This is a genomic window from Geobacillus stearothermophilus ATCC 12980, assembly GCF_030369615.1.
GTDB lineage: Bacteria > Bacillota > Bacilli > Bacillales > Anoxybacillaceae > Geobacillus > Geobacillus stearothermophilus.
In genome coordinates, this window is sequence record NZ_CP128494.1 from 1,141,694 (window position 1) to 1,161,060 (window position 19,367).

Genomic DNA, 19,367 nt, shown 5'->3' on the forward strand with positions numbered 1-19,367 from the left:
TATTCCTCTTTTGCCGCCGTTAAGGAAGCCAGCCCGTGAGACACTGGAAATCATTATTTACAACTTGTGCTGTTCTATAATAAGATAAAGTCGTGCCGAACTTTATGGGGATTGGGAGAATTCATGCTATTTTTTCGACTTTTGTGCGAAAAAATAGTATAGTATTATTGTGAAGTGAAGGGGGTTATACATATGGCGAAACAAGATGTGTTCAACGCCCGTTCTTCATTCGAAGTCAACGGTAAAAAATACAATTATTACCATTTGCAAGCGCTTGAAAAAGCGGGAATCGGCCAGGTGAGCCGCCTGCCGTACTCGATCAAAGTGTTGCTTGAATCGGTGCTCCGCCAAGTCGACGGGCGCGTCATTACGAAAGAGCACGTCGAAAACTTGGCGAAATGGGGAACGCCCGAGATGAAGGACATCGACGTGCCGTTTAAGCCGTCGCGCGTCATTTTGCAAGACTTCACGGGCGTGCCGGCTGTCGTTGATTTGGCTTCGATGCGCAAAGCGATGGCGGATCTAGGCGGCGACCCGTACGAAATCAACCCGGAAATTCCGGTCGATCTCGTCATCGACCACTCGGTGCAAGTCGACCGCTACGGGTCAGACGATGCGCTGGAGTACAACATGGATTTGGAATTCAAACGGAACGCCGAACGGTACAAGTTTTTGAAATGGGCGCAAAAAGCGTTTAACAACTATCGTGCCGTTCCGCCGGCAACGGGGATCGTCCACCAAGTAAACTTGGAATATTTGGCAAGCGTCGTTCACGCGGTCGAAGGGGAGAACGGCGAGTACGAGGCGTTCCCGGATACGCTTGTCGGCACGGACTCGCATACGACGATGATCAACGGCCTCGGCGTCCTCGGTTGGGGAGTCGGCGGTATTGAAGCGGAAGCCGGCATGCTCGGCCAGCCGTCGTATTTCCCGGTTCCGGAAGTCATCGGCGTCCGTTTGACAGGCAAGCTGCCGGACGGAGCGACGGCGACTGACCTGGCGCTTAAGGTGACGCAAGTGCTGCGGAAAAAAGGCGTCGTCGGCAAATTCGTTGAATTTTTCGGACCAGGAGTGGCGACTTTGCCGCTTGCCGACCGGGCGACGATCGCCAACATGGCGCCGGAATACGGGGCGACGTGCGGCTTCTTCCCGGTTGACGCCGAAGCGCTTGACTACTTGCGTTTGACCGGCCGCGACGAACATCACGTTCAAGTCGTCGAAGCGTATTGCAAAGCGAACGGTCTGTTCTACACGCCGGATGCACCGGAGCCGGTGTTTACGGATGTTGTGGAAATCAACTTGTCGGAAATTGAAACGAATTTGTCTGGCCCGAAACGGCCGCAAGACTTGATTCCGCTCTCGAAAATGAAACAGTCGTTCCGCGATGCGGTGAAAGCGCCGCAAGGCAACCAAGGCTTTGGTTTGACGGAAGCGGATTTGGAGCGGGAAATTACGGTCGAGTTAAACGGCGAACAAGTGAAATTGAAAACGGGTGCGGTCGTCATCGCGGCGATCACGAGCTGTACCAATACATCCAACCCGTACGTTCTCGTCGCCGCCGGCTTAGTGGCGAAAAAAGCGGTCGAGAAAGGCTTGCAAGTGCCGAAATACGTGAAAACGTCGCTTGCGCCGGGCTCGAAAGTCGTCACCGGCTATTTGCGCGATTCGGGCTTGCTTCCGTATCTTGAGCAGCTCGGCTTCAACATCGTCGGCTACGGCTGCACGACATGCATCGGCAACTCAGGTCCGCTTGCGCCGGAGCTTGAAAAAGCGCTTGCGGAAAGCGACTTGCTTGTCACAAGCGTCTTGTCCGGCAACCGGAACTTTGAAGGCCGCATCCACCCGCTTGTCAAAGGCAACTATTTGGCATCGCCGCCGCTTGTTGTCGCCTATGCGCTCGCCGGCACGGTCGACATTGACTTGCTTAACGAGCCGATTGGCAAAGACAAAGACGGAAACGACGTCTATTTCCGCGACATTTGGCCGTCGATGGAAGAAGTGAAAGACGTCGTCAAACAGGCGGTCGATCCGGAACTGTTCCGCAAAGAATATGAGCGCGTGTTCGACGGAAACCCGCGTTGGAATGCGATCGAAACGACGGACGAACCGCTCTATCAATGGGATGAAAACTCGACGTACATTCAAAATCCGCCGTTCTTTGAAGGCTTGTCGCCGGATGTGCGCAAAGTTGAACCGCTCACCGGCTTGCGCGTCGTCGGCAAGTTCGGCGACTCGGTCACGACCGACCACATCTCGCCAGCTGGGTCGATCGGCAAAAACACGCCGGCAGGTCAATATTTGATTTCAAAAGGCGTCGAGCCGAAAGATTTCAACTCGTACGGTTCGCGGCGCGGCAACCATGAAGTGATGATGCGCGGCACGTTTGCGAACATCCGCATCCGCAACCAAATCGCGCCGGGCACGGAAGGCGGCTATACGACGTACTGGCCGACCGGCGAAGTGATGTCGATGTACGATGCGTGCATGAGATACAAACAAGACGGCACTGGGCTTGTCGTCATCGCCGGCAAAGACTACGGCATGGGCAGCTCGCGCGACTGGGCGGCGAAAGGGACGTTCTTGCTCGGCATTAAAACGGTCATCGCCGAAAGCTTTGAGCGCATCCACCGCTCGAACCTCGTTTTGATGGGCGTCCTGCCGCTGCAATTTAAAGAAGGCGAAAATGCGGAGACGCTCGGCTTGACGGGTAAAGAAGTGTTCGACATTCACATCGATGAAAACGTCAAACCGCGCGATCTCGTCAAAGTGACGGCAACGAACCCGGATACGGGTGAGAAGAAAGAATTTGAGGTCATCGTCCGCTTTGACAGCGAAGTCGAAATCGACTACTATCGCCACGGCGGCATTTTGCAAATGGTGTTGCGCGAAAAATTGGCGAAAGTGAAACAATAACGACAAAAAGCAGGCTCCCATATCGGGAAGCCTGCTTTTATTTTGTGTTGAGCTTTTTCGCTGCGTTCTCAAGCTTGCTTTTTGGATCCGGGGTGAACGTTCCGTCTTGGCCAAAGCCTTGCGGGTTGACGCCCGGCGCCTTCGTGCCGCGGTTTCGGCCGCCGTTTTTGGTCATTGCTCTCACCTCCGCTCTTTACGGATAGTATGGCCGCCCTTGGTCAAAATATAATCAAAGGAGGAAAGCTTCACTGTTTTTCGCTAAGAGCAATCGTTGCGGCTACGATGGGATGTTCCGCTTTTCCCGCCACCGTCTGCCCCAGAGGCGCATGCTTGGCAGTTCGGCGAAAATCATGCCGGCCAAAATCGCAGCGCCGCCAAGCCAGGCCGATGGCGACAGCCGCTCTCCAGCCCAAAGGTAGGCGGTCAAAGCGGCGAACACCGGCTCCATGGCGAAAATCAGCGCGACATGGGCGGGAGTCGTATATTTTTGCACCGCCGTTTGGATGAGAAACGCCGCGGTCGTCGCCAACAACGATGTCACAGCGAGCGCCCCCCATACTTCCGGGCGGCGGAGCACCGCCATATTCCACATTTGCGCGGCGTCTTCAAACCAAAAGGCAAAGAAGAAACAGAGGATGCCGACGGCAAAAATTTGCACCATGGTCAACAGCATCGTCGAATGCTGAGAGGAATAGCGGCCGGTGACGATAATGTGCATGGCAAAGGAAACAGCACAAAGAAAGACAAAGAAATCGCCCTGATTGAACGACAGCTCCGCTCCCCCTGTCAGCCAATATAGGCCGAACGCGGCAAGTGCCGCTCCAACGACCGCATTCACAGACGGTTTTTGCTTTAAAATCAAAAAGGAAAACAATGGAACGAGCACAACGCTCAGTCCGGTAATAAAGCCAGCTTTCGAGGAAGTGGTATACAACAGTCCGATCGTTTGGAATGCGTAGCCGCAAAACAGCCATAGCCCCATCCACGCTCCAGCGCCGATGACTCGCCATGACAACTGGCCGAAGAGTGGGCGGGAAGCGGTAGCCATCCAAGCGAGAAGCAACAAGCCGGCCAAACTGAAGCGAACGGCGTTAAACGACAACGGCTCCAAAAACGAAATGGCATTTTGGACGACGACGAACGTCGCCCCCCAGACGAACGTCACCATGAGCAGACTCAGATCGGCTATGGTTTGACGCTTCAATTCGAATCCTCCCTCTTCATATGCTTGCGCCTCATCTCATTTTGGGTGCTAGCCGCTAGTGTACCACAAGTAGGCCGAAAAAGATAGATATTTTGGAAAAAAGATGGGCGCCTGCGGCAAAATGGTTGATACAAGAAGAAATTGCGCATAATATTAGGTAATGAACAAGGGCGCAAGTGTGGTAAAATAAAAACCAGCTCCGATCATCGCCACGCGGAAGGGTGATAATGCGTTGGACGTACAAATCCACTGGACGTATATCACGCCGAAAAAACAAGAGGCGTTTCTTGTCTCCGATTGGGTCGATGCCAAAAAGGCGCTCGCTTTGGCGGATGATTTTGCAAAAACCGGGCGAACGAAAACAGTGGAGTTCGTCGATCGAAACGGCACGGTGTGGTCAAAAAAAGAGCTGCAAAAGCTGCTTGAGGAGATCGCCGGCGAGCCGCATGAGATCGTTGTGTATTTCGACGGCGGCTTTGACCATGAGACGTCCCAAGGCGGCGCCGGCGCAGTCGTATACTATAAGCAAAACGATCATCGCTACCGGTTGCGCGCCAACCGCCGGCTCGGCGAAATCAAATCCAATAATGAGGCAGAGTATGCGGCGTTTTGGTTTGTCATGCAGCTGCTCGAGGAACTTGGCGTCCATCATTTGCCGGTGACGTTCCGCGGCGACTCCCACGTCGTGTTAAAGCAGCTGTCCGGCGATTGGCCGTGTTTTGAGGATGATTTCAACATCTGGCTTGACCGCATTGAAGCGAAAATGCGCGAGCTTCACATCGAACCGGCGTACGAGCCGATTTCGCGCAAACAAAATAAAGAGGCGGATTCGCTCGCCCGCCAGGCGCTTGAAGGGCAGATCATCACAAGCCGAACGGAATTGACAGGGAAAGGGTAAGGTCGTATGGGAAAGAAGCGGAACCGACGCAAAGAAATATTGGACCAAATCGCTTGGCTGGAGGAAACGTACTGCGATGGCTGCTTTTTAAAAAGCACGTTCCGGAAAGAGTACGGCAAAACGTACGCCCAATCGTTTTGCATCCAGCAATGCACGGTCGGGGAACAAATGCGGCAGTACGGGGAGATGCTTCTATCAGCGCCGCCGCGTTCGCGTCGGTAATGAAGGAATTTTTTTCAAGAGGCGGTTGGTGCGGGCGATAGGAGCCCCAATCTGCGCTTTCGCGGGCCTGGGGCGGTGCCGGCTGTGACCAGGCAAGCTTTGGCGTTTGAACGGAGGAAGCGGATTCGCTGCGAAGGCCGGTGATTGACAGAACATACGTTTTAACATGGAGAAACCTCAAAAGCAGTTCTTCTTTTCACTCCAAAAGGAAATCGCTTTTTGTCCTCCGCCTTAATAGATGCAATTTAACTTCCCTCCGAAAGAAGTCTCCTACTTCTAAACGTGAAGGTGCGCCAGCACCAGTGAAAGTGGGAGATGAATTTCGGTTGGCGTTAGCCAACGAATAGGATAGAATATGGCTAGAACGGACACCTTCGGAACGAAGGGAAGCGTAAAGGGTTCTTGTGTGTGGCTTACCGTTCAGCGAACACACACAAGTCGCTTGAAGCCCCCACCTCTAAGCGAAGCGTAGGTGGTGGGTAGTTCACATTTGTAGCTTTTACTGAGCATTGGATCGACTGTCGAACGACTGAACAAACACCGCTTTCAGCCCCATGAATGGGTCTTTAAGCGAGTCGTTGTTCGGTCTTCCGTCACGCTAAAGCGTGACGGAGGCAAGCCATAGGCTTGCCTTCGACAGTCAAAAATGGATGAGCCACTTTTCCGTCAAGGATATGTTAAACGATTTCGTTGCATCTATATATATCGTTTTGCTGTTATTGCCGCGCCTCGCGAAGCTGGTGTTCGGCGCGGGCCAATGTTTGTTCGCAACGGGCGAGAAAATCACCGTCGACGCCCGTTGCTTCTTGGCGGGCGCGCGCAAGTTGGTCGCGGGCGTTTTTCACCGCTTGTTCGGCATGGCGAAGCATCTCGGGGTCGAGCTGCATCGTCGCCTGGCCGACCATTTTCTCCGCCGTTTCGACGAACATTTCCACTTGCTTTACATCGTTGTATCCCGTATGTACGTCGGCATCGCGTCTGACCATATGAACACCCCCTTTTCTTTATTGTTTGCTGCTTGGTGAAATTTATGCCAATCAAATGAAAAAGGCATCCTGTGATGGTGCAGGATGCCTTTCTTTCCGCTCCCGTTCTCTCGTCTATGTCAACGAAGTCTTATAATTTGACAACGTTCGCTGCTTGCGGTCCGCGGTTTCCTTGTACGATTTCAAACGAAACTTCTTGGCCTTCTTCCAACGATTTGAACCCTTCACCTTGGATCGCCGTGAAGTGAACGAATACGTCCGAACCGCCTTCCACTTCGATGAAACCATAGCCTTTTTCGTTGTTAAACCATTTTACTTTACCACGTTGCATAATGCTGAATTCCTCCTAATACCTTTAGCCTGTTCGGCTAACCTCAAGATTTTTATCAAATAACAAAATATACTTCACAGCCATCCAAGATGCGTCTTCATGTTGAATGCCTGAAATATATTCTGTTATATGATGACTTTACTATACACTACCGCGGGTGGCCGCGTCAAGCAAAAGAAAGGAAATTTCCGAAAAAAGTTGTTTGCCGGCCCGAAAAACAATGCGTTGAAAAGGAAAACGGGCCGCTGGGGAGAAAAAAGTCATGAGCGGGCAACAACGGCCATACATTGGAATAGGAACGACGAAAAGGGGGAGAAGCGGATGTACCGCGGAAAAATCGCGGGAAAAGAAGTGATCGTTCGATTGGGCAACCGGGTCAGCCTCCGCTATTTCAGCGACAATAAAATTTACCACATGGTTCTTTCGTACGGAGAGTCGGCGTTTCGCAAAGGGCAGGATATGTTTTGCATCTATAATGACCGCGTCGGCTTGATTGTCGCGGAAGTCGAGCAACAGGACGTCCCGGTCATTCGAATCGATTATATTATCGAAAACGAAAATGTGTACGAATAACCAATTGACAGCGGAAGGCGAATGCGGTAATCTCGAATGTAAGCGATAACAAAACAAGCCGCATTCGTCCTTGTTTCTCCCAGGGGCAGACGTGCCGCGCCAGCATCGTCTGTTTATTTTTTGGCTCGCGTTGAAACAAGCGGCTTCGTTTTTTCGTATGATGATATGACAAGAGAGACAAAGAGGTGACTACGGTGTTATTGCGCAAAATGATGTCAAGAGTCGGAGTCGGGTCGGCGCACGTCGACTTGATCTTAAATAAATCGTTATGGCGCCAGGGGGAAATGATTCAAGGGATCGTCCACATTTACGGCGGAACGGTGGAACAAAGGATCGAGCGGCTCGATGTGGAGCTCGTGCAAAAAACAATCGAAAACAGCAAGGAACTGGATGCCATTGTCGCCGTCATTCCGGCGGCCGGAGCGTTTTCGATCAAGCCGAGCGAGAAAAAGGAAATCCCGTTTTCCTACACGATTCCGGAAACCTTTCCGCCATCGCGCCCCGGCCGGTCGTACCGGTTCATCACCCGCCTTCATATCGAAGACGCGGTCGATACGCTCGACTTCGATTACGTGCAAATTTTGCCGAAAAAATATTTTGACAGCGTTTTCAAAAGATGATATGCTAAAAGCAAGTTAATACGTTGTGGTGGAGAAGCGGAGACCCACACATATTCCTCGTTGATGGGCGGGAAGTGTGTGGGTTTTTGCTTTTTCGCCCAACGGTTCACCCTCCGGAGGGGCTGGACAAACAGGAAATGGAAGAAGAAATCACGAAATGAAGAAAAGGGGGAAGAGAACAAATGTCGCCATTTTTAGGGGAGCTCATCGGCACGGCACTGCTCATCATTTTCGGCGCGGGTGTATGCGCCGGGGTCAACTTGAAAAAATCATACGCGGCCAACTCCGGCTGGATTGTTATTACGATGGGGTGGGGGTTGGCGGTGGCCGTGGCCGCATACGCTGTCGGCCAGTATAGCGGCGCCCATCTCAATCCAGCGCTGACAGTCGCGTTGGCGCTCGCCGGTGATTTTCCGTGGAAAGACGTGCCGGGCTATATTACGGCGCAAGTGCTTGGAGCCGTCATGGGAGCGGTCATTGTCTACCTCCACTATTGGCCGCATTGGAAAGAAACGGACGACCCGGGCGTCAAGCTTGGCGTGTTTGCGACAGGTCCGGCCGTGCCGAATGCGGCTGCCAACTTGCTTAGCGAGATCATCGGCACGTTTGTGTTGGTGTTGGCCATCTTGGCCATTGGCGCCAACCAGTTCGCCGATGGGCTTAATCCGTTTGTCGTTGGTTTTTTGATCGTGGCGATCGGCCTGTCGCTCGGCGGCACTACGGGATACGCCATTAATCCGGCCCGCGACTTTGGGCCTCGGTTGGCCCACTTTTTGCTGCCCATCCCAGGGAAAGGATCATCAAACTGGTCGTACGCATGGGTGCCGATCGTCGGACCGCTGCTTGGCGGCGCGCTAGGCAGTTTGGTGTATAAAGCTGTTTTCTTGGGAAAACCGTCAGGCGCATTATGGGGAGTGCTGGCGGCAACGGCAGCCGTTTTGGCGGCGGCGAAGATGACAAACGGAAAGACAGTGAGCGCCACAAGCCGCCGTTCTCTGTAGCTGGCATATGGGGATTGCAAGCTCATCAAGGAGAAGGGGGAAGAAGGTTATGAATCAATACATGTTAGCCATCGACCAAGGCACAACGAGCTCGCGCGCGATTTTGTTCAATCAAAAGGGCGAAATCGTCCATATGGCGCAAAAAGAGTTTACGCAATATTTTCCGCAGCCCGGCTGGGTTGAGCACAACGCCAATGAAATTTGGGGATCGGTGCTTGCGGTCATTGCCAGCGTCTTGTCCGAAGCGCAAGTGAAGCCGGAACAAGTGGCAGGGATCGGGATTACGAACCAGCGGGAGACGACGGTGGTGTGGGAGAAAGACACCGGCAACCCGATTTACAACGCCATCGTCTGGCAGTCGCGGCAGACGGCCGGCATTTGCGATGAACTGAAAGCGAAAGGGTATGACCCGCTATTCCGCAAAAAAACCGGCTTGCTTATTGACGCCTATTTTTCCGGGACAAAAGTGAAATGGATTTTGGATCATGTCGACGGAGCGCGCGAACGGGCGGAGCGCGGCGAATTGCTTTTCGGCACGATCGATACGTGGCTCATTTGGAAGCTGTCTGGCGGCCGCGTCCATGTAACCGATTACTCGAACGCGTCGCGCACATTAATGTTTAACATTCATACGCTCGAGTGGGATGACGAGCTGCTTGATATCCTAGGCGTACCGAAGGCGATGCTTCCTGAGGTTCGGCCGTCGTCGGAAGTGTACGCGAAAACCGCCCCTTATCACTTCTTTGGCGTCGAGGTGCCGATCGCGGGAGCCGCAGGCGACCAGCAGGCGGCCTTGTTCGGGCAGGCGTGCTTTACGGAAGGGATGGCGAAAAATACGTACGGCACCGGCTGCTTTATGCTCATGAACACCGGGGAAAAGGCGGTCGCGTCAAAACACGGGCTGCTCACGACGATCGCTTGGGGAATAGACGGCAAGGTCGAATACGCCCTTGAAGGCAGCATCTTCGTCGCCGGTTCGGCCATTCAATGGCTGCGCGACGGCTTGCGGATGATCAAAACGGCGGCGGACAGCGAAGCGTATGCCGAAAAAGTCGAGTCGACCGACGGGGTGTATGTCGTACCGGCGTTCATCGGGCTTGGCACGCCGTATTGGGACAGCGAGGTGCGCGGGGCGGTGTTTGGCCTCACGCGCGGCACAACGAAAGAGCATTTCATCCGGGCCACCTTGGAATCGCTTGCTTACCAGACAAAAGATGTGCTCGCCGTCATGGAAGCCGATTCCGGCATCTCGCTGACCACGTTGCGCGTTGACGGCGGGGCGGTGAAAAACAATTTCCTTATGCAATTCCAGAGCGATTTGCTTGCCGTTCCGGTCGAACGTCCGGTTGTGAATGAAACGACGGCCTTGGGTGCGGCGTATTTGGCCGGGCTGGCGGTCGGCTACTGGAACAGCCGAGATGACATCGCCGCCCAATGGCAACTCGAGCGCCGGTTTGAGCCGAAGATGGATGACGACAAGCGAACGATGCTCTACGATGGCTGGAAAAAAGCGGTGCGGGCGGCGATGGCGTTTAAATAACTATAGGGAACAAAGCAATAATCGATCGTAAATGGGCGGCCGCGGTCAAGCTGTGTCCTTTTCCACTTTTTTGTTCATTGCTTAGGCAGATGTTCCTTTCGTGGAGCATCTGCTTATTTATTGTCCAAAAAATAGTGGTTGAAACGAACAGACGAAATCATATCGTGCATTTTATCCCCTTATTCAAATGGGAAAATGGAGGGAACAAATAACAAGATCAAGCTGATGAAACGTCGGGGATACGGATACAGAAATATCCGGCGTTTTGCATGGCGGGTTCGGCTAGAAACAGCTAACATACTTTCATGACAGGTGCAAGTACAACTTTTGGTGATGAACCTTTCTATAAATATTGAATTTACGAAAAAAAATGATAGAATACTAATTGAATTTACAAAAAAAAATGATAGAATATTATCTAAATATTATATATAGCCTAAAATCTAGTAATACTAACAAAAGGGAGAAGGACACATTGGCAAAGCAAACGTTATTGGAAATTGAGGAGCTGCGAGTCTCTTTCCGCATCGGTGATGACTATTATGCGGCGGTCGACGATGTTTCGCTGGCGATCGGAGAGAACGAAGTCGTCGCTCTCGTCGGGGAGTCGGGTTGCGGCAAAAGCGCACTCGCTTTGTCGATCATGGGTCTCCACCCGCCCGAAAAGACAAAAATTGAGGGGCGCCTGCACTTTAAAGGGACAAATTTGCTGTCGCTCTCCGTTGCCGAACTCAATCGCATCCGCGGCAAAGAAATCGGGATGATCTTTCAGGATCCGTTAACGGCGCTCAATCCGCTCATGACGGTCGGCCGGCAGATCGAAGAAAGCATGGATTACCATCTGCGGCTGTCAGCAGCCGAAAAAAAGAAGCGAACGATCGTCTTGCTTCGCAAAGTCGGCATTCCGGAGCCGGAAAAGGTGTACCACCGTTATCCGCACGAGTTGTCCGGGGGGATGCGGCAGCGGGTCGTCATCGCGATCGCCATCGCCTGCGAACCCGCCCTGCTCATCGCCGATGAACCGACAACGGCGCTTGATGTGACGATTCAGGCGCAGATCATAGGGCTGCTCAAAGAGTTGCAGCAGCAAATGAAAACGAGCATTATTTTAATCACGCATGATTTGGGGGTGGTGGCGGAAATGGCGGACCGTGTGGCGGTCATGTATGCTGGGGAAATCGTTGAGTTAGCGGACGTCGATACCATTTTTCACCGTCCGCTTCATCCATACACTCGCTCATTGTTGCAGTCGATCCCGTCTGCGCAGACGAAAAAGGAACGACTCCACGTCATCCAAGGGATCGTTCCGCCGCTGCATAAACTGCCGCGGCGCGGCTGCCGCTTCCAGCCGCGCATCAGCTGGATTGGGGCGGATAAGCACGAATCGGATCCGAAGTTGCGGGAAGTGGAGCCGGGGCACTGGGTGCGTTGCACATGTTACCAACATTTTTATTTTCCCGATGATCAAACGGTAGGTGGAATCGGCTATGGCGCTTCTTAACGTCAACCATTTGAAAGTATACTATCCGGTGCGCGGCGGTTTTTTTCGCCGGGTGGTCGACCATGTCCGCGCGGTGGACGATGTCAGTTTCACGCTGAACAAAGGGGAAACGTACGGGCTCGTCGGCGAGTCCGGCTGCGGCAAGACGACGACAGGGCGCACGATTATCGGTTTGATCCGCGCCACGGCCGGGGAAGTGCTGTTTGAAGGGACGGATTTGACAAAGCTTCGCCGCCGCGAGTTTCATCCGTATCGGAAAGACATCCAGATGATTTTCCAAGATCCGTATTCTTCGCTCAATCCGCGCAAACGTGTGCTCGACATTGTCGCCGAGCCGCTCCGCAATTTTGAACGCCTGTCCCCGCAAGAGGAGCGGCAGAAGGTGCAATACGTTTTAGAGCGGGTCGGCTTGAGCGCGGAGTCGATTTACAAATATCCGCATGAATTTTCCGGCGGACAGCGCCAACGCATCGGCATTGCGCGGGCGCTCACGCTCAATCCGAAGCTCATCATCGCCGATGAGCCGGTGTCGGCGCTTGATGTGTCGGTGCAGGCGCAAGTGTTGAATTTCATGAGAGAAATCCAGCAGGAGTACGGGCTGACGTATTTGTTCATCAGCCATGATTTAGGGATCATTCGGCATATGTGCGACCGCATCGGCATTATGTACCGCGGCCGGCTCGTGGAGGAAGGGACGAGCGAGGAGATTTTTACGAATCCTCAACATATTTATACGAAACGTCTGCTCTCCGCCATTCCGAACGCCGATCCGCGCGAACGCGGCCGGCAGGAGGCGCTTCGCCGCGAAGTGGAAAAAGAATATGAGCAGTCGTATTCCCGCTATTTTGATGCAAACGGCCGGGTTCACCCGCTCAAGCCGATTTCGCCGACGCACTCGGTGGCCATTCCGTAAAGAGGGGAAGACGGGAAGATGCTGAAATTTATTTTACGGCGAATCCTTATTATGATTCCGCAATTGTTTTTGCTGAGCGTCCTCATTTTCTTGCTGGCGAAGGCGATGCCGGGCGATGCGCTGACGGGGCAGCTGGCGGCCAACCCGAAAATGGATCCGCAGACGCTTGAGGAAATGCGGGAAAAACTTGGCTTGAATGATCCGGTACATATTCAATACATCCGTTGGGTGAAAAACATGCTGCAAGGGGATCTCGGCCTTTCCTATACCCACCAGCAGCCGGTCACTGATCTGCTGGCCGGACGGATCGGGAATACGGTGTTGCTGTCGGCGGCGATTTTAATTTTGACGTACCTGATTGCCATTCCGCTTGGCATCGTGTCGGGGCGATGGACAGATACATGGGCTGATAAGCTGATCGTCGGCTACAGCTATCTCGGGTTTGCCACGCCGCTGTTCATTTTTGCTTTGATCATGCTGTTTATTTTCGGCTTTCACCTTGGCTGGTTTCCAACCGGCGGCAGCGTGGACGTTCAGGTCGAGGAAGGGACGCTCGCTTACTATTTAAGCAAATTGAACCATCTCATGCTTCCGGCGTTGTCGGGAGCGCTCATCAACACGGTCGTTACGATTCAATATTTGCGCAGCGAAATCGTCGATACGAAAGTGAAAGATTTCGTGAAAACGGCGCGGGCGAAAGGCGTGCCGGAGCGGCACATCTATTGGCGCCATATTTTGCGCAATTCGTTTTTGCCGATCGCGGCGTTTTTAGGGTATGAGATCACCGGGCTTGTCGGCGGTTCCGTGTTTTTGGAGTCGATCTACAGCTATCCGGGGCTTGGCCAGCTGTTTTTGCAGTCGATTATGCAGCGGGATTACAGCGTCGTGACGGCGCTCGTCATGATTTCCGGCCTGGCGACGCTGGTGGGCACGCTGTTGTCGGACATCATTTTGAGTGCGGTCGACCCGCGCATCCGGATTGAGTAGGGAAGGAGGAAGGCAGCTGACATGAAAGCGGAAATCAGCGGCCCAACGCCGGCCGGAGCGAACATCGAGAAAAGCCCTTCCGCCTTTTCGATCATGTGGCGGGAGGTGGTTCGGGATCGGCTCGCGCTTGGTTCGCTCATCATTTTAGGAATCCTTTTGTCGATCGTCTATGGCGTGTCGCTCTTTTTGGATCAAGAGGAAATCGTGAAAGTGGATTTTCTTTCCATCTATTCTCCGCCGTCAGCGGAACACTGGCTTGGCACAGACTACGGAGGGCGCGACGTGTTTGGCCAGCTCATCATCGGCGCCCGCAATTCGTTTACGATCGGGCTGGCCATTACGCTCATCACTGGGGCGATCGGCCTCATTGTCGGATTGGTGGCCGGCTATTTCGGCGGCTGGATTGACAATGTCATTATGCGCATCATCGATTTTATTCTCGTTCTGCCGTTTTTGATGCTCGTTATTGTTTTTGTCGCCATTGTGCCTAAATATAATGTATTGACGTTCATTTTGATCATGAGCGCGTTTTTGTGGACGGGCAAAGCCCGGCTGATCCGCGCCAAAACGCTGGCCGAGCGCGAGATGGATTATGTCAGCGCGTCAAAAACGCTCGGCACGCCAGATTGGAAAATCATTATTTTTCAAATTTTGCCCAACCTCAGCTCGATCATCATCGTCAATTTGACGTTAAATTTGGCGGGCAACATCGGCATCGAGTCCGGGCTCACGTATCTTGGCTTCGGGCTGCCGGAGAGCACGCCGAGCTTAGGGACGTTGGTCAGCTATGCGACCAACCCGGATGTTTTGCAAAACAAATGGTGGGTTTGGTTGCCTGCGTCATTGCTTATTTTAGTGATGATGCTGTGCATAAATTTCATCGGCCAAGCGCTGAAACGTGCGGCTGATGCAAGACAACGACTAGGATAAGGGGGAAGAAAATGTGAAGAGAAAATGGCTGGCGGCTCTCGCCGCGCTCTTGCTCGTGCTCGCCGGGTGCACGGGCAAATCCGACACAACGAGCGGAAAGGGCAACAATAACGAAAAACCGGCGGCTCAGAAGGAAGACATCAGCAAATTCCCGATGACGGTGAAAAACGACGGGAAAATCATCGATGGCGGCGTGTTGAAATACGGCCTTGTGTCCGATACGCCGTTTGAAGGGACGCTCAGCTATGCATTCTACACCGGAGCGCCCGACGCAGAGATTTTGCAATTTTTTGACGAGTCGCTTTTCCGGACGAACGGTGACTATGAAATTACAAATGATGGGGCTGCCACGTATGAGTTGTCGGATGATAAAAAGACGATGACAATCCGTATTAAAGACAATGTGAATTGGCATGACGGCCAGCCGGTGACCGCTGAAGACTTGGAGTATGCGTATTTGGTCATCGGCCATAAAGATTACACCGGCGTCCGTTATGGCAATGCGCTCATCCAAGGGATCGTCGGGATGGAAGAATATCACAGCGGCAAAGCGGATAAAATTTCCGGCATTAAAGTCATCGACAAAAAGACGTTGACGATCACATGGAAACAGGCCAATCCGTCGGTGTTGACTGGCATTTGGGCGTATCCGCTGCCGAAGCATTACTTGAAAGACATTCCGATCAAAGACTTGGCGAAATCGGATAAAATCCGGAAAAACCCGATCGGGTTCGGTCCGTTTAAAGTGAAGAAAATCGTTCCGGGCGAGTCGGTAGAGTTTGTTCGCAATGATGACTACTGGGCTGGCAAACCGAACTTGGAAGGCGTCATTTTGAAAGTCGTCAGCCCGCAAGTCGTCCTGCAAGCGCTGAAAAAAGGCGAAATTGACGTCGCTGAGTTCCCGACTGACCAATATTTGAACGCGAAAGGGACGAAAAACATTCAGTTTATCGGTAGAGTGGATTTGGCGTACAACTATATCGGCTTTAAACTCGGCCATTGGGATGCGAAAAAGCAGGAAAACGTAATGGACAATCCGAAATTCCAAAACAAAAAACTGCGCCAAGCCATGGCGTACGCCATCAACAACCAAGAGGTGGCCGACCGCCTGTATCATGGTTTGCGCTTCCCGGCGAACACGCTCATTCCGCCGTCGTTCCCGGGCTATCATGACAGTTCCATCAAAGGGTATACGTACAATCCGGAAAAAGCGAAACAATTGCTGGATGAAGCGGGATATAAAGATGTGGATGGCGATGGCCTCCGCGAAGATCCAAACGGCAAAAAATTCAAGGTCAACTTCTTGGCGATGAGCGGTGGGGACATCGCTGAACCGCTGGCCAAATTTTATATGCAATGCTGGAAAGATGTGGGCCTCGATGTTCAGCTTGTAGACGGACGCTTGGCGGAGTTCAACTCCTTCTACGATATGGTCGAAAAAGACGATCCGAAAGTGGATGTCTACGCCGCCGCTTGGGCAACTGGAACGGACGTCGACCCGTACGGATTGTACGGCCGCAACGCCATGTTCAACTACTCGCGCTGGGTGAATGAGAAAAACGATGAACTGTTGGAAAAAGGCCATTCCGAACAGGCGTTTGACAAGGAGTATCGCCGGAAAATTTACAGCGAGTGGCAAAAGCTAATGAACGAAGAAGTTCCGGTCATCCCGACGTTGTATCGTTCGGTCATTTATGCCGTCAACAACCGCGTTGCCAACTTCACGGTCGATCCGAGCTCGAAACTGACGTGGAAAGATGTCGGCGTCACGTCCGAGCAACCGGAAGTCGAACAATGACGATTGTTGCCTTTGATGATGTACGATAAGATAGAAGATAAATTGCATACGTCTTATCAAGAGTGGGCGAGAGAACGGGCTTGATGACCCCACAGCAACCTGCCGCAGGCAAGGTGCTAACACCCGCAAAGCGGTTTCGCTTTGGATGATAAGAACGGCTCATGACCCCTTTCGCCTCATTCCGAGGCGAAGGGGGTTTTTGTCGATGGGAGGTGAAGGAGAAACAGTGGAGGAGGCGGTTTCGCTCCGTGCTTGCATGGCCGCTCATCTCCCTGCCGCAGCGTTCGCCGTTTGTGTCATGCGCTGTGTGCAGGCGGAGCTCATCCGGTTTGACTCTAAGGCGGCGGCTGACAAGCATCTTGGCACAAATCCGCCGGTTTATGAAAACATACGGCCTTGACCGCGGCGGAACCGAGCGGGAGTATATGCGCATTTTTCAAGACATTTTGTACAATCCCGTCTTGTATCGCATCGTTCAAGAATTGATTTTATTTTTATATCGGTTGTTCCACTTGCCAGGCACCGCCTTTTTCTTAATGACAAAAGCCGCCGATGCCCGCCGTTTGATCGACGCCGTCGCTTCCTTTGTCGGCAGCTACTCGATCGGTCTATTGATCACCAATAAAGTGTTCAAAGAAGGCAAATATACCGTGAAAGAAGCGGCGATCATCGCTACCGGCTTTTCCACCGTATCGGTGACATTTATGGTCGTTGTGGCGAAAACATTGGGGCTCATGCCAATCTGGAATGCGTATTGTTTTTGCCCGCTTTGCTTGTCACCGAAGCTCCGCTTGTCACAAAATTCATTATTGCGGTCGTATCCGTCTCGGCGATCCTATTCTTTTCCGCTGTCATTCTATGCATTTTATCTACAGAAATTCCGCTCAGCTTGCCGAGGCTGCTGGTCATCTGGTTCGAACGCACCGTCTTGACGCTCATCCTCACCGCGCCGCTCGCATATTGGCTGCTTTGACGGGAGCGCGGCGCTTCGATGAAAACGGACATCGATGGGGTGGCTGCGATTTTCAGGTTCGCCGCCATTCCATCAACCCGATTGAGAAGTTTCAGCGCCATGAAAGCCTGTCCACCTCCGAGACAGGCTTTCACAGCGTTTCCCGCTGCTGCTTTAACAAATCGCGAATCTCTGTCAATAGCTCCTCCTCTTTCGTTAGCGTCGGCGCGGTTTCCTTCACCTCTTCCTGCTTTTTCACCCGTTCATACAGCGTGTTGATCAATTTCACAAACAGGAAAATCGAAAACGCGATGATCAAAAAATCGACGACCGTTTGGATAAACGCCCCATATTTCACTTCCGCTTTGCCGACTTTCCACGACAGGCCGCTGAAATTGATGCCTCCCAACAATAAGCCGACGAGCGGCATGATGATGTCATTGACGAGCGAAGAAACGATTTTGCCAAATGCCCCGCCGATAATGACCCCGACGGCCAAGTCGATGACATTGCCGCGGACGGCGAATTTTTTAAACTCGTTCCACATGGTCATCTCCTTCCGAAGAAAATGTTCGTCTGCTATTATACACGACCGGCCGCAACATTGAAACTTTTTAGTTTAAATCGTAGCAAATCAATTGGTTTTATAGTATTATAGAATACGTTCATCAACCAAAACAAAAGGGGGAACGCATCGTGGAAATGACCGCACAACAACGAGACGTTCGCGCGAAACAAGCAGCGAACGCCCCGAAAAATCCAACCGCATGGATCATTGCGGTCTCCTGTTTTGTGTTAATCGGCGGAGCACTGTTCTTATATAGCCGCGTGTCTTGGCAACAGGCGCTTTTGTACGTGCTGGGTGCGTTTGGTGGCTTTGTGCTTTATCAAGCCCATTTCGGTTTTACTTCGGCCTGGCGGAAATTCATTTTGTACCGTCAAGGGGAAGGCATTCGAGCACAGATGGTCATGATGGCGGTGGCAAGTGCGTTGTTTTTGCCGTTGCTGATAAAAGGATCGATATTCGGCCATTCCGTTGCTGGGAATGTGCATGAAGTCGGCATTGCTGTCATGATTGGTGCCTTTATTTTCGGGATCGGCATGCAGCTGGGTGACGGCTGCGCGTCCGGGACGCTGTACCATATTGGCGGCGGTGATACGAACGGTGTCGTCACCTTGATCGGGTTTATCGCTGGATCGGTCATTGCGACGACGCATTTTGATGTTTGGATGCGTATGCCGCACGTCGATCCGATTTCGCTTATTGCTTCGTTTGGTGCATGGGGCGGCTTTCTGCTGCAACTTGTTTTGCTGGCGGTTGTCTATTATGTCGTGACGGTGATGGAAAAGCGGCGCCACGGCAAGCTGTTGACGACACCGCTTGAACACCGCCACGGATGGAAAACCATTTACAAAGGCCCATGGTCATTGTTGGTTGGCGCGTTATTATTGGCGCTGATGAACGTGCTTGTTCTCATGTTCAAAGGTTCGCCGTGGGGCATCACATCCGCATTCGCCTTGTGGGGAGCGAAGTTTGTCCAGCTGTTTGGTGTCGATCCGACGGCTTGGGCGTATTGGCAAGATGAGGCGAAACGGCAGGCGCTCGCCAATCCGCTCTACTACGATACAACGACGGTCATGGACATTAGCTTAATGTTCGGCGCCTTATTGGCGGCGGCGCTCGCGGGCCGCTATACGAAGCCCGTGCAATGGAAGCGTCCGACGCGCATGACAATCGGTGCACTCATCGGTGGATTGATGATGGGATACGGTGCCCGGTTGGCGTTCGGCTGCAACATCGGCGCGTATTTCAGCGGCATCGCTTCCTTCAGCGTCCATGGTTGGATTTGGTTTGTGTTTGCTTTCCTTGGCAGCTTGATCGGTGTCAAGTTGCGTCCGTATTGTGCGTACAAAAACTAAACGTTCGAACATCGGCATCCCGTCATGTTGGCGGGATGCTTTCGTTATGCCGGACGGAATATGATACAATGGCCGTAG

The 19,367-nt window shown here is 52.6% G+C and carries 19 protein-coding genes, 2 pseudogenes and 1 riboswitch; of the genes and pseudogenes, 16 read left to right on the forward strand and 5 right to left on the reverse strand.

Annotated elements, in window-relative coordinates; translation table 11 throughout:
- Positions 1 to 192 precede the first annotated feature (192 nt).
- The gene (acnA, locus tag QSJ10_RS06105; protein WP_049625437.1) at positions 193 to 2,913 is read left to right on the forward strand and encodes an aconitate hydratase AcnA; all 2,721 of its coding nucleotides are present in this window, start codon (positions 193 to 195) and stop codon (positions 2,911 to 2,913) included.
- A 37-nt stretch (positions 2,914 to 2,950) separates the two neighbouring features.
- Here the strand turns inward: acnA and sspL are convergent, their stop codons facing one another.
- Both sspL and QSJ10_RS06115 read right to left on the reverse strand, forming a co-directional pair.
- Entirely contained in the window at positions 2,951 to 3,088 is a 138-nt protein-coding gene (gene sspL, locus QSJ10_RS06110; RefSeq protein WP_011230846.1) for a small, acid-soluble spore protein L, read from the reverse strand.
- 102 nt (positions 3,089 to 3,190) lie between these two features.
- Entirely contained in the window at positions 3,191 to 4,117 is a 927-nt protein-coding gene (locus tag QSJ10_RS06115; RefSeq protein ID WP_033015154.1) for a DMT family transporter, read from the reverse strand.
- A 232-nt stretch (positions 4,118 to 4,349) separates the two neighbouring features.
- On the opposite strand from QSJ10_RS06115, the gene QSJ10_RS06120 reads away from it, so the two are divergent.
- Together QSJ10_RS06120 and QSJ10_RS06125 are read left to right on the forward strand one after the other, a co-directional pair.
- On the forward strand, positions 4,350 to 5,015 hold the full coding sequence (locus QSJ10_RS06120) for a ribonuclease H family protein (protein WP_033015152.1): 666 nt from the start codon (positions 4,350 to 4,352) through the stop codon (positions 5,013 to 5,015).
- 6 nt (positions 5,016 to 5,021) lie between these two features.
- Entirely contained in the window at positions 5,022 to 5,237 is a 216-nt protein-coding gene (locus QSJ10_RS06125) for a zinc-finger domain-containing protein (protein ID WP_011230850.1), read from the forward strand.
- Between the two features lie 716 nt (positions 5,238 to 5,953).
- Here QSJ10_RS06125 and QSJ10_RS06130 read toward each other — a convergent pair.
- Together QSJ10_RS06130 and cspD are read right to left on the reverse strand one after the other, a co-directional pair.
- The gene (locus QSJ10_RS06130) at positions 5,954 to 6,223 is read right to left on the reverse strand and encodes a DUF2564 family protein (RefSeq protein ID WP_033015548.1); all 270 of its coding nucleotides are present in this window, start codon (positions 6,221 to 6,223) and stop codon (positions 5,954 to 5,956) included.
- Between the two features lie 130 nt (positions 6,224 to 6,353).
- On the reverse strand, positions 6,354 to 6,554 hold the full coding sequence (gene cspD, locus QSJ10_RS06135; RefSeq protein WP_033015550.1) for a cold-shock protein CspD: 201 nt from the start codon (positions 6,552 to 6,554) through the stop codon (positions 6,354 to 6,356).
- 321 nt (positions 6,555 to 6,875) lie between these two features.
- Between cspD and QSJ10_RS06140 the strand changes: the two genes are divergently transcribed.
- The 12 genes and pseudogenes from QSJ10_RS06140 to QSJ10_RS06195 all read left to right on the forward strand — a co-directional run.
- Entirely contained in the window at positions 6,876 to 7,127 is a 252-nt protein-coding gene (locus QSJ10_RS06140) for a hypothetical protein (RefSeq protein ID WP_033015581.1), read from the forward strand.
- Positions 7,128 to 7,321: 194 nt separating this feature from the next.
- Positions 7,322 to 7,747, forward strand: a complete 426-nt coding sequence (locus tag QSJ10_RS06145) for a sporulation protein (RefSeq protein ID WP_053532456.1) — start codon at positions 7,322 to 7,324, stop codon at positions 7,745 to 7,747.
- Positions 7,748 to 7,929: 182 nt separating this feature from the next.
- Complete coding sequence (locus tag QSJ10_RS06150; RefSeq protein WP_033015552.1) at positions 7,930 to 8,748, forward strand: MIP/aquaporin family protein; 819 nt, start codon at positions 7,930 to 7,932, stop codon at positions 8,746 to 8,748.
- A gap of 49 nt (positions 8,749 to 8,797) precedes the next feature.
- Positions 8,798 to 10,288 carry a glycerol kinase GlpK gene (glpK, locus tag QSJ10_RS06155; protein WP_033015553.1) on the forward strand — a complete coding sequence of 497 codons (1,491 nt, stop codon included), beginning with the start codon at positions 8,798 to 8,800 and terminating at the stop codon, positions 10,286 to 10,288.
- Positions 10,289 to 10,426: 138 nt separating this feature from the next.
- Positions 10,427 to 10,597 (forward strand): annotated as a pseudogene (locus QSJ10_RS06160) (transposase); the annotation flags it as partial.
- Between the two features lie 166 nt (positions 10,598 to 10,763).
- Positions 10,764 to 11,789: an ABC transporter ATP-binding protein gene (locus tag QSJ10_RS06165; RefSeq protein WP_033015554.1), complete on the forward strand. Its 1,026-nt coding sequence runs from the start codon at positions 10,764 to 10,766 to the stop codon at positions 11,787 to 11,789.
- Complete coding sequence (locus QSJ10_RS06170) at positions 11,776 to 12,702, forward strand: ABC transporter ATP-binding protein (RefSeq protein ID WP_053532455.1); 927 nt, start codon at positions 11,776 to 11,778, stop codon at positions 12,700 to 12,702. The genes QSJ10_RS06165 and QSJ10_RS06170 overlap by 14 nt, the downstream gene beginning before the upstream one ends.
- Before the next feature lie 18 nt (positions 12,703 to 12,720).
- Positions 12,721 to 13,689 (forward strand): oligopeptide ABC transporter permease, encoded by a 969-nt coding sequence (opp4B, locus tag QSJ10_RS06175; protein WP_014195525.1) that lies wholly within the window; start codon positions 12,721 to 12,723, stop codon positions 13,687 to 13,689.
- 21 nt (positions 13,690 to 13,710) lie between these two features.
- Positions 13,711 to 14,619, forward strand: coding sequence for an ABC transporter permease (locus QSJ10_RS06180; RefSeq protein ID WP_033015557.1), 909 nt, complete (start codon positions 13,711 to 13,713; stop codon positions 14,617 to 14,619).
- Positions 14,620 to 14,632: 13 nt separating this feature from the next.
- Positions 14,633 to 16,417 (forward strand): oligopeptide ABC transporter substrate-binding protein, encoded by a 1,785-nt coding sequence (gene opp4A, locus QSJ10_RS06185; protein WP_033015567.1) that lies wholly within the window; start codon positions 14,633 to 14,635, stop codon positions 16,415 to 16,417.
- Positions 16,418 to 16,467: 50 nt separating this feature from the next.
- A riboswitch (SAM riboswitch) is annotated at positions 16,468 to 16,572 on the forward strand.
- A gap of 50 nt (positions 16,573 to 16,622) precedes the next feature.
- Positions 16,623 to 16,817 (forward strand): hypothetical protein, encoded by a 195-nt coding sequence (locus QSJ10_RS06190; RefSeq protein ID WP_033015568.1) that lies wholly within the window; start codon positions 16,623 to 16,625, stop codon positions 16,815 to 16,817.
- A gap of 157 nt (positions 16,818 to 16,974) precedes the next feature.
- A pseudogene (locus QSJ10_RS06195) lies at positions 16,975 to 17,390 on the forward strand (YjiH family protein); the annotation flags it as partial.
- 130 nt (positions 17,391 to 17,520) lie between these two features.
- On the opposite strand, the gene mscL reads toward QSJ10_RS06195, so the two are convergent.
- Positions 17,521 to 17,916 carry a large conductance mechanosensitive channel protein MscL gene (gene mscL, locus QSJ10_RS06200; RefSeq protein WP_015374498.1) on the reverse strand — a complete coding sequence of 132 codons (396 nt, stop codon included), beginning with the start codon at positions 17,914 to 17,916 and terminating at the stop codon, positions 17,521 to 17,523.
- 149 nt (positions 17,917 to 18,065) lie between these two features.
- Here mscL and QSJ10_RS06205 point away from each other — a divergent pair, with 149 nt between their 5' ends.
- On the forward strand, positions 18,066 to 19,289 hold the full coding sequence (locus QSJ10_RS06205) for a YeeE/YedE family protein (protein ID WP_171698271.1): 1,224 nt from the start codon (positions 18,066 to 18,068) through the stop codon (positions 19,287 to 19,289).
- The last annotated feature ends 78 nt before the right edge of the window (positions 19,290 to 19,367 follow it).

Excerpts from the sequence above, each read along its gene's own strand:
- acnA (WP_049625437.1), top strand. The coding sequence starts at position 193 with ATGGCGAAACAAGATGTGTTCAACGCCCGTTCTTCATTCGAAGTCAAC.
- sspL (WP_011230846.1), bottom strand. The coding sequence starts at position 3,088 with ATGACCAAAAACGGCGGCCGAAACCGCGGCACGAAGGCGCCGGGCGTC.
- QSJ10_RS06125 (WP_011230850.1), top strand. The coding sequence starts at position 5,022 with ATGGGAAAGAAGCGGAACCGACGCAAAGAAATATTGGACCAAATCGCT.
- QSJ10_RS06130 (WP_033015548.1), bottom strand. The coding sequence starts at position 6,223 with ATGGTCAGACGCGATGCCGACGTACATACGGGATACAACGATGTAAAG.
- cspD (WP_033015550.1), bottom strand. The coding sequence starts at position 6,554 with ATGCAACGTGGTAAAGTAAAATGGTTTAACAACGAAAAAGGCTATGGT.
- QSJ10_RS06140 (WP_033015581.1), top strand. The coding sequence starts at position 6,876 with ATGTACCGCGGAAAAATCGCGGGAAAAGAAGTGATCGTTCGATTGGGC.
- QSJ10_RS06150 (WP_033015552.1), top strand. The coding sequence starts at position 7,930 with ATGTCGCCATTTTTAGGGGAGCTCATCGGCACGGCACTGCTCATCATT.
- glpK (WP_033015553.1), top strand. The coding sequence starts at position 8,798 with ATGAATCAATACATGTTAGCCATCGACCAAGGCACAACGAGCTCGCGC.
- QSJ10_RS06170 (WP_053532455.1), top strand. The coding sequence starts at position 11,776 with ATGGCGCTTCTTAACGTCAACCATTTGAAAGTATACTATCCGGTGCGC.
- opp4B (WP_014195525.1), top strand. The coding sequence starts at position 12,721 with ATGCTGAAATTTATTTTACGGCGAATCCTTATTATGATTCCGCAATTG.
- QSJ10_RS06180 (WP_033015557.1), top strand. The coding sequence starts at position 13,711 with ATGAAAGCGGAAATCAGCGGCCCAACGCCGGCCGGAGCGAACATCGAG.
- QSJ10_RS06190 (WP_033015568.1), top strand. The coding sequence starts at position 16,623 with ATGGGAGGTGAAGGAGAAACAGTGGAGGAGGCGGTTTCGCTCCGTGCT.
- mscL (WP_015374498.1), bottom strand. The coding sequence starts at position 17,916 with ATGTGGAACGAGTTTAAAAAATTCGCCGTCCGCGGCAATGTCATCGAC.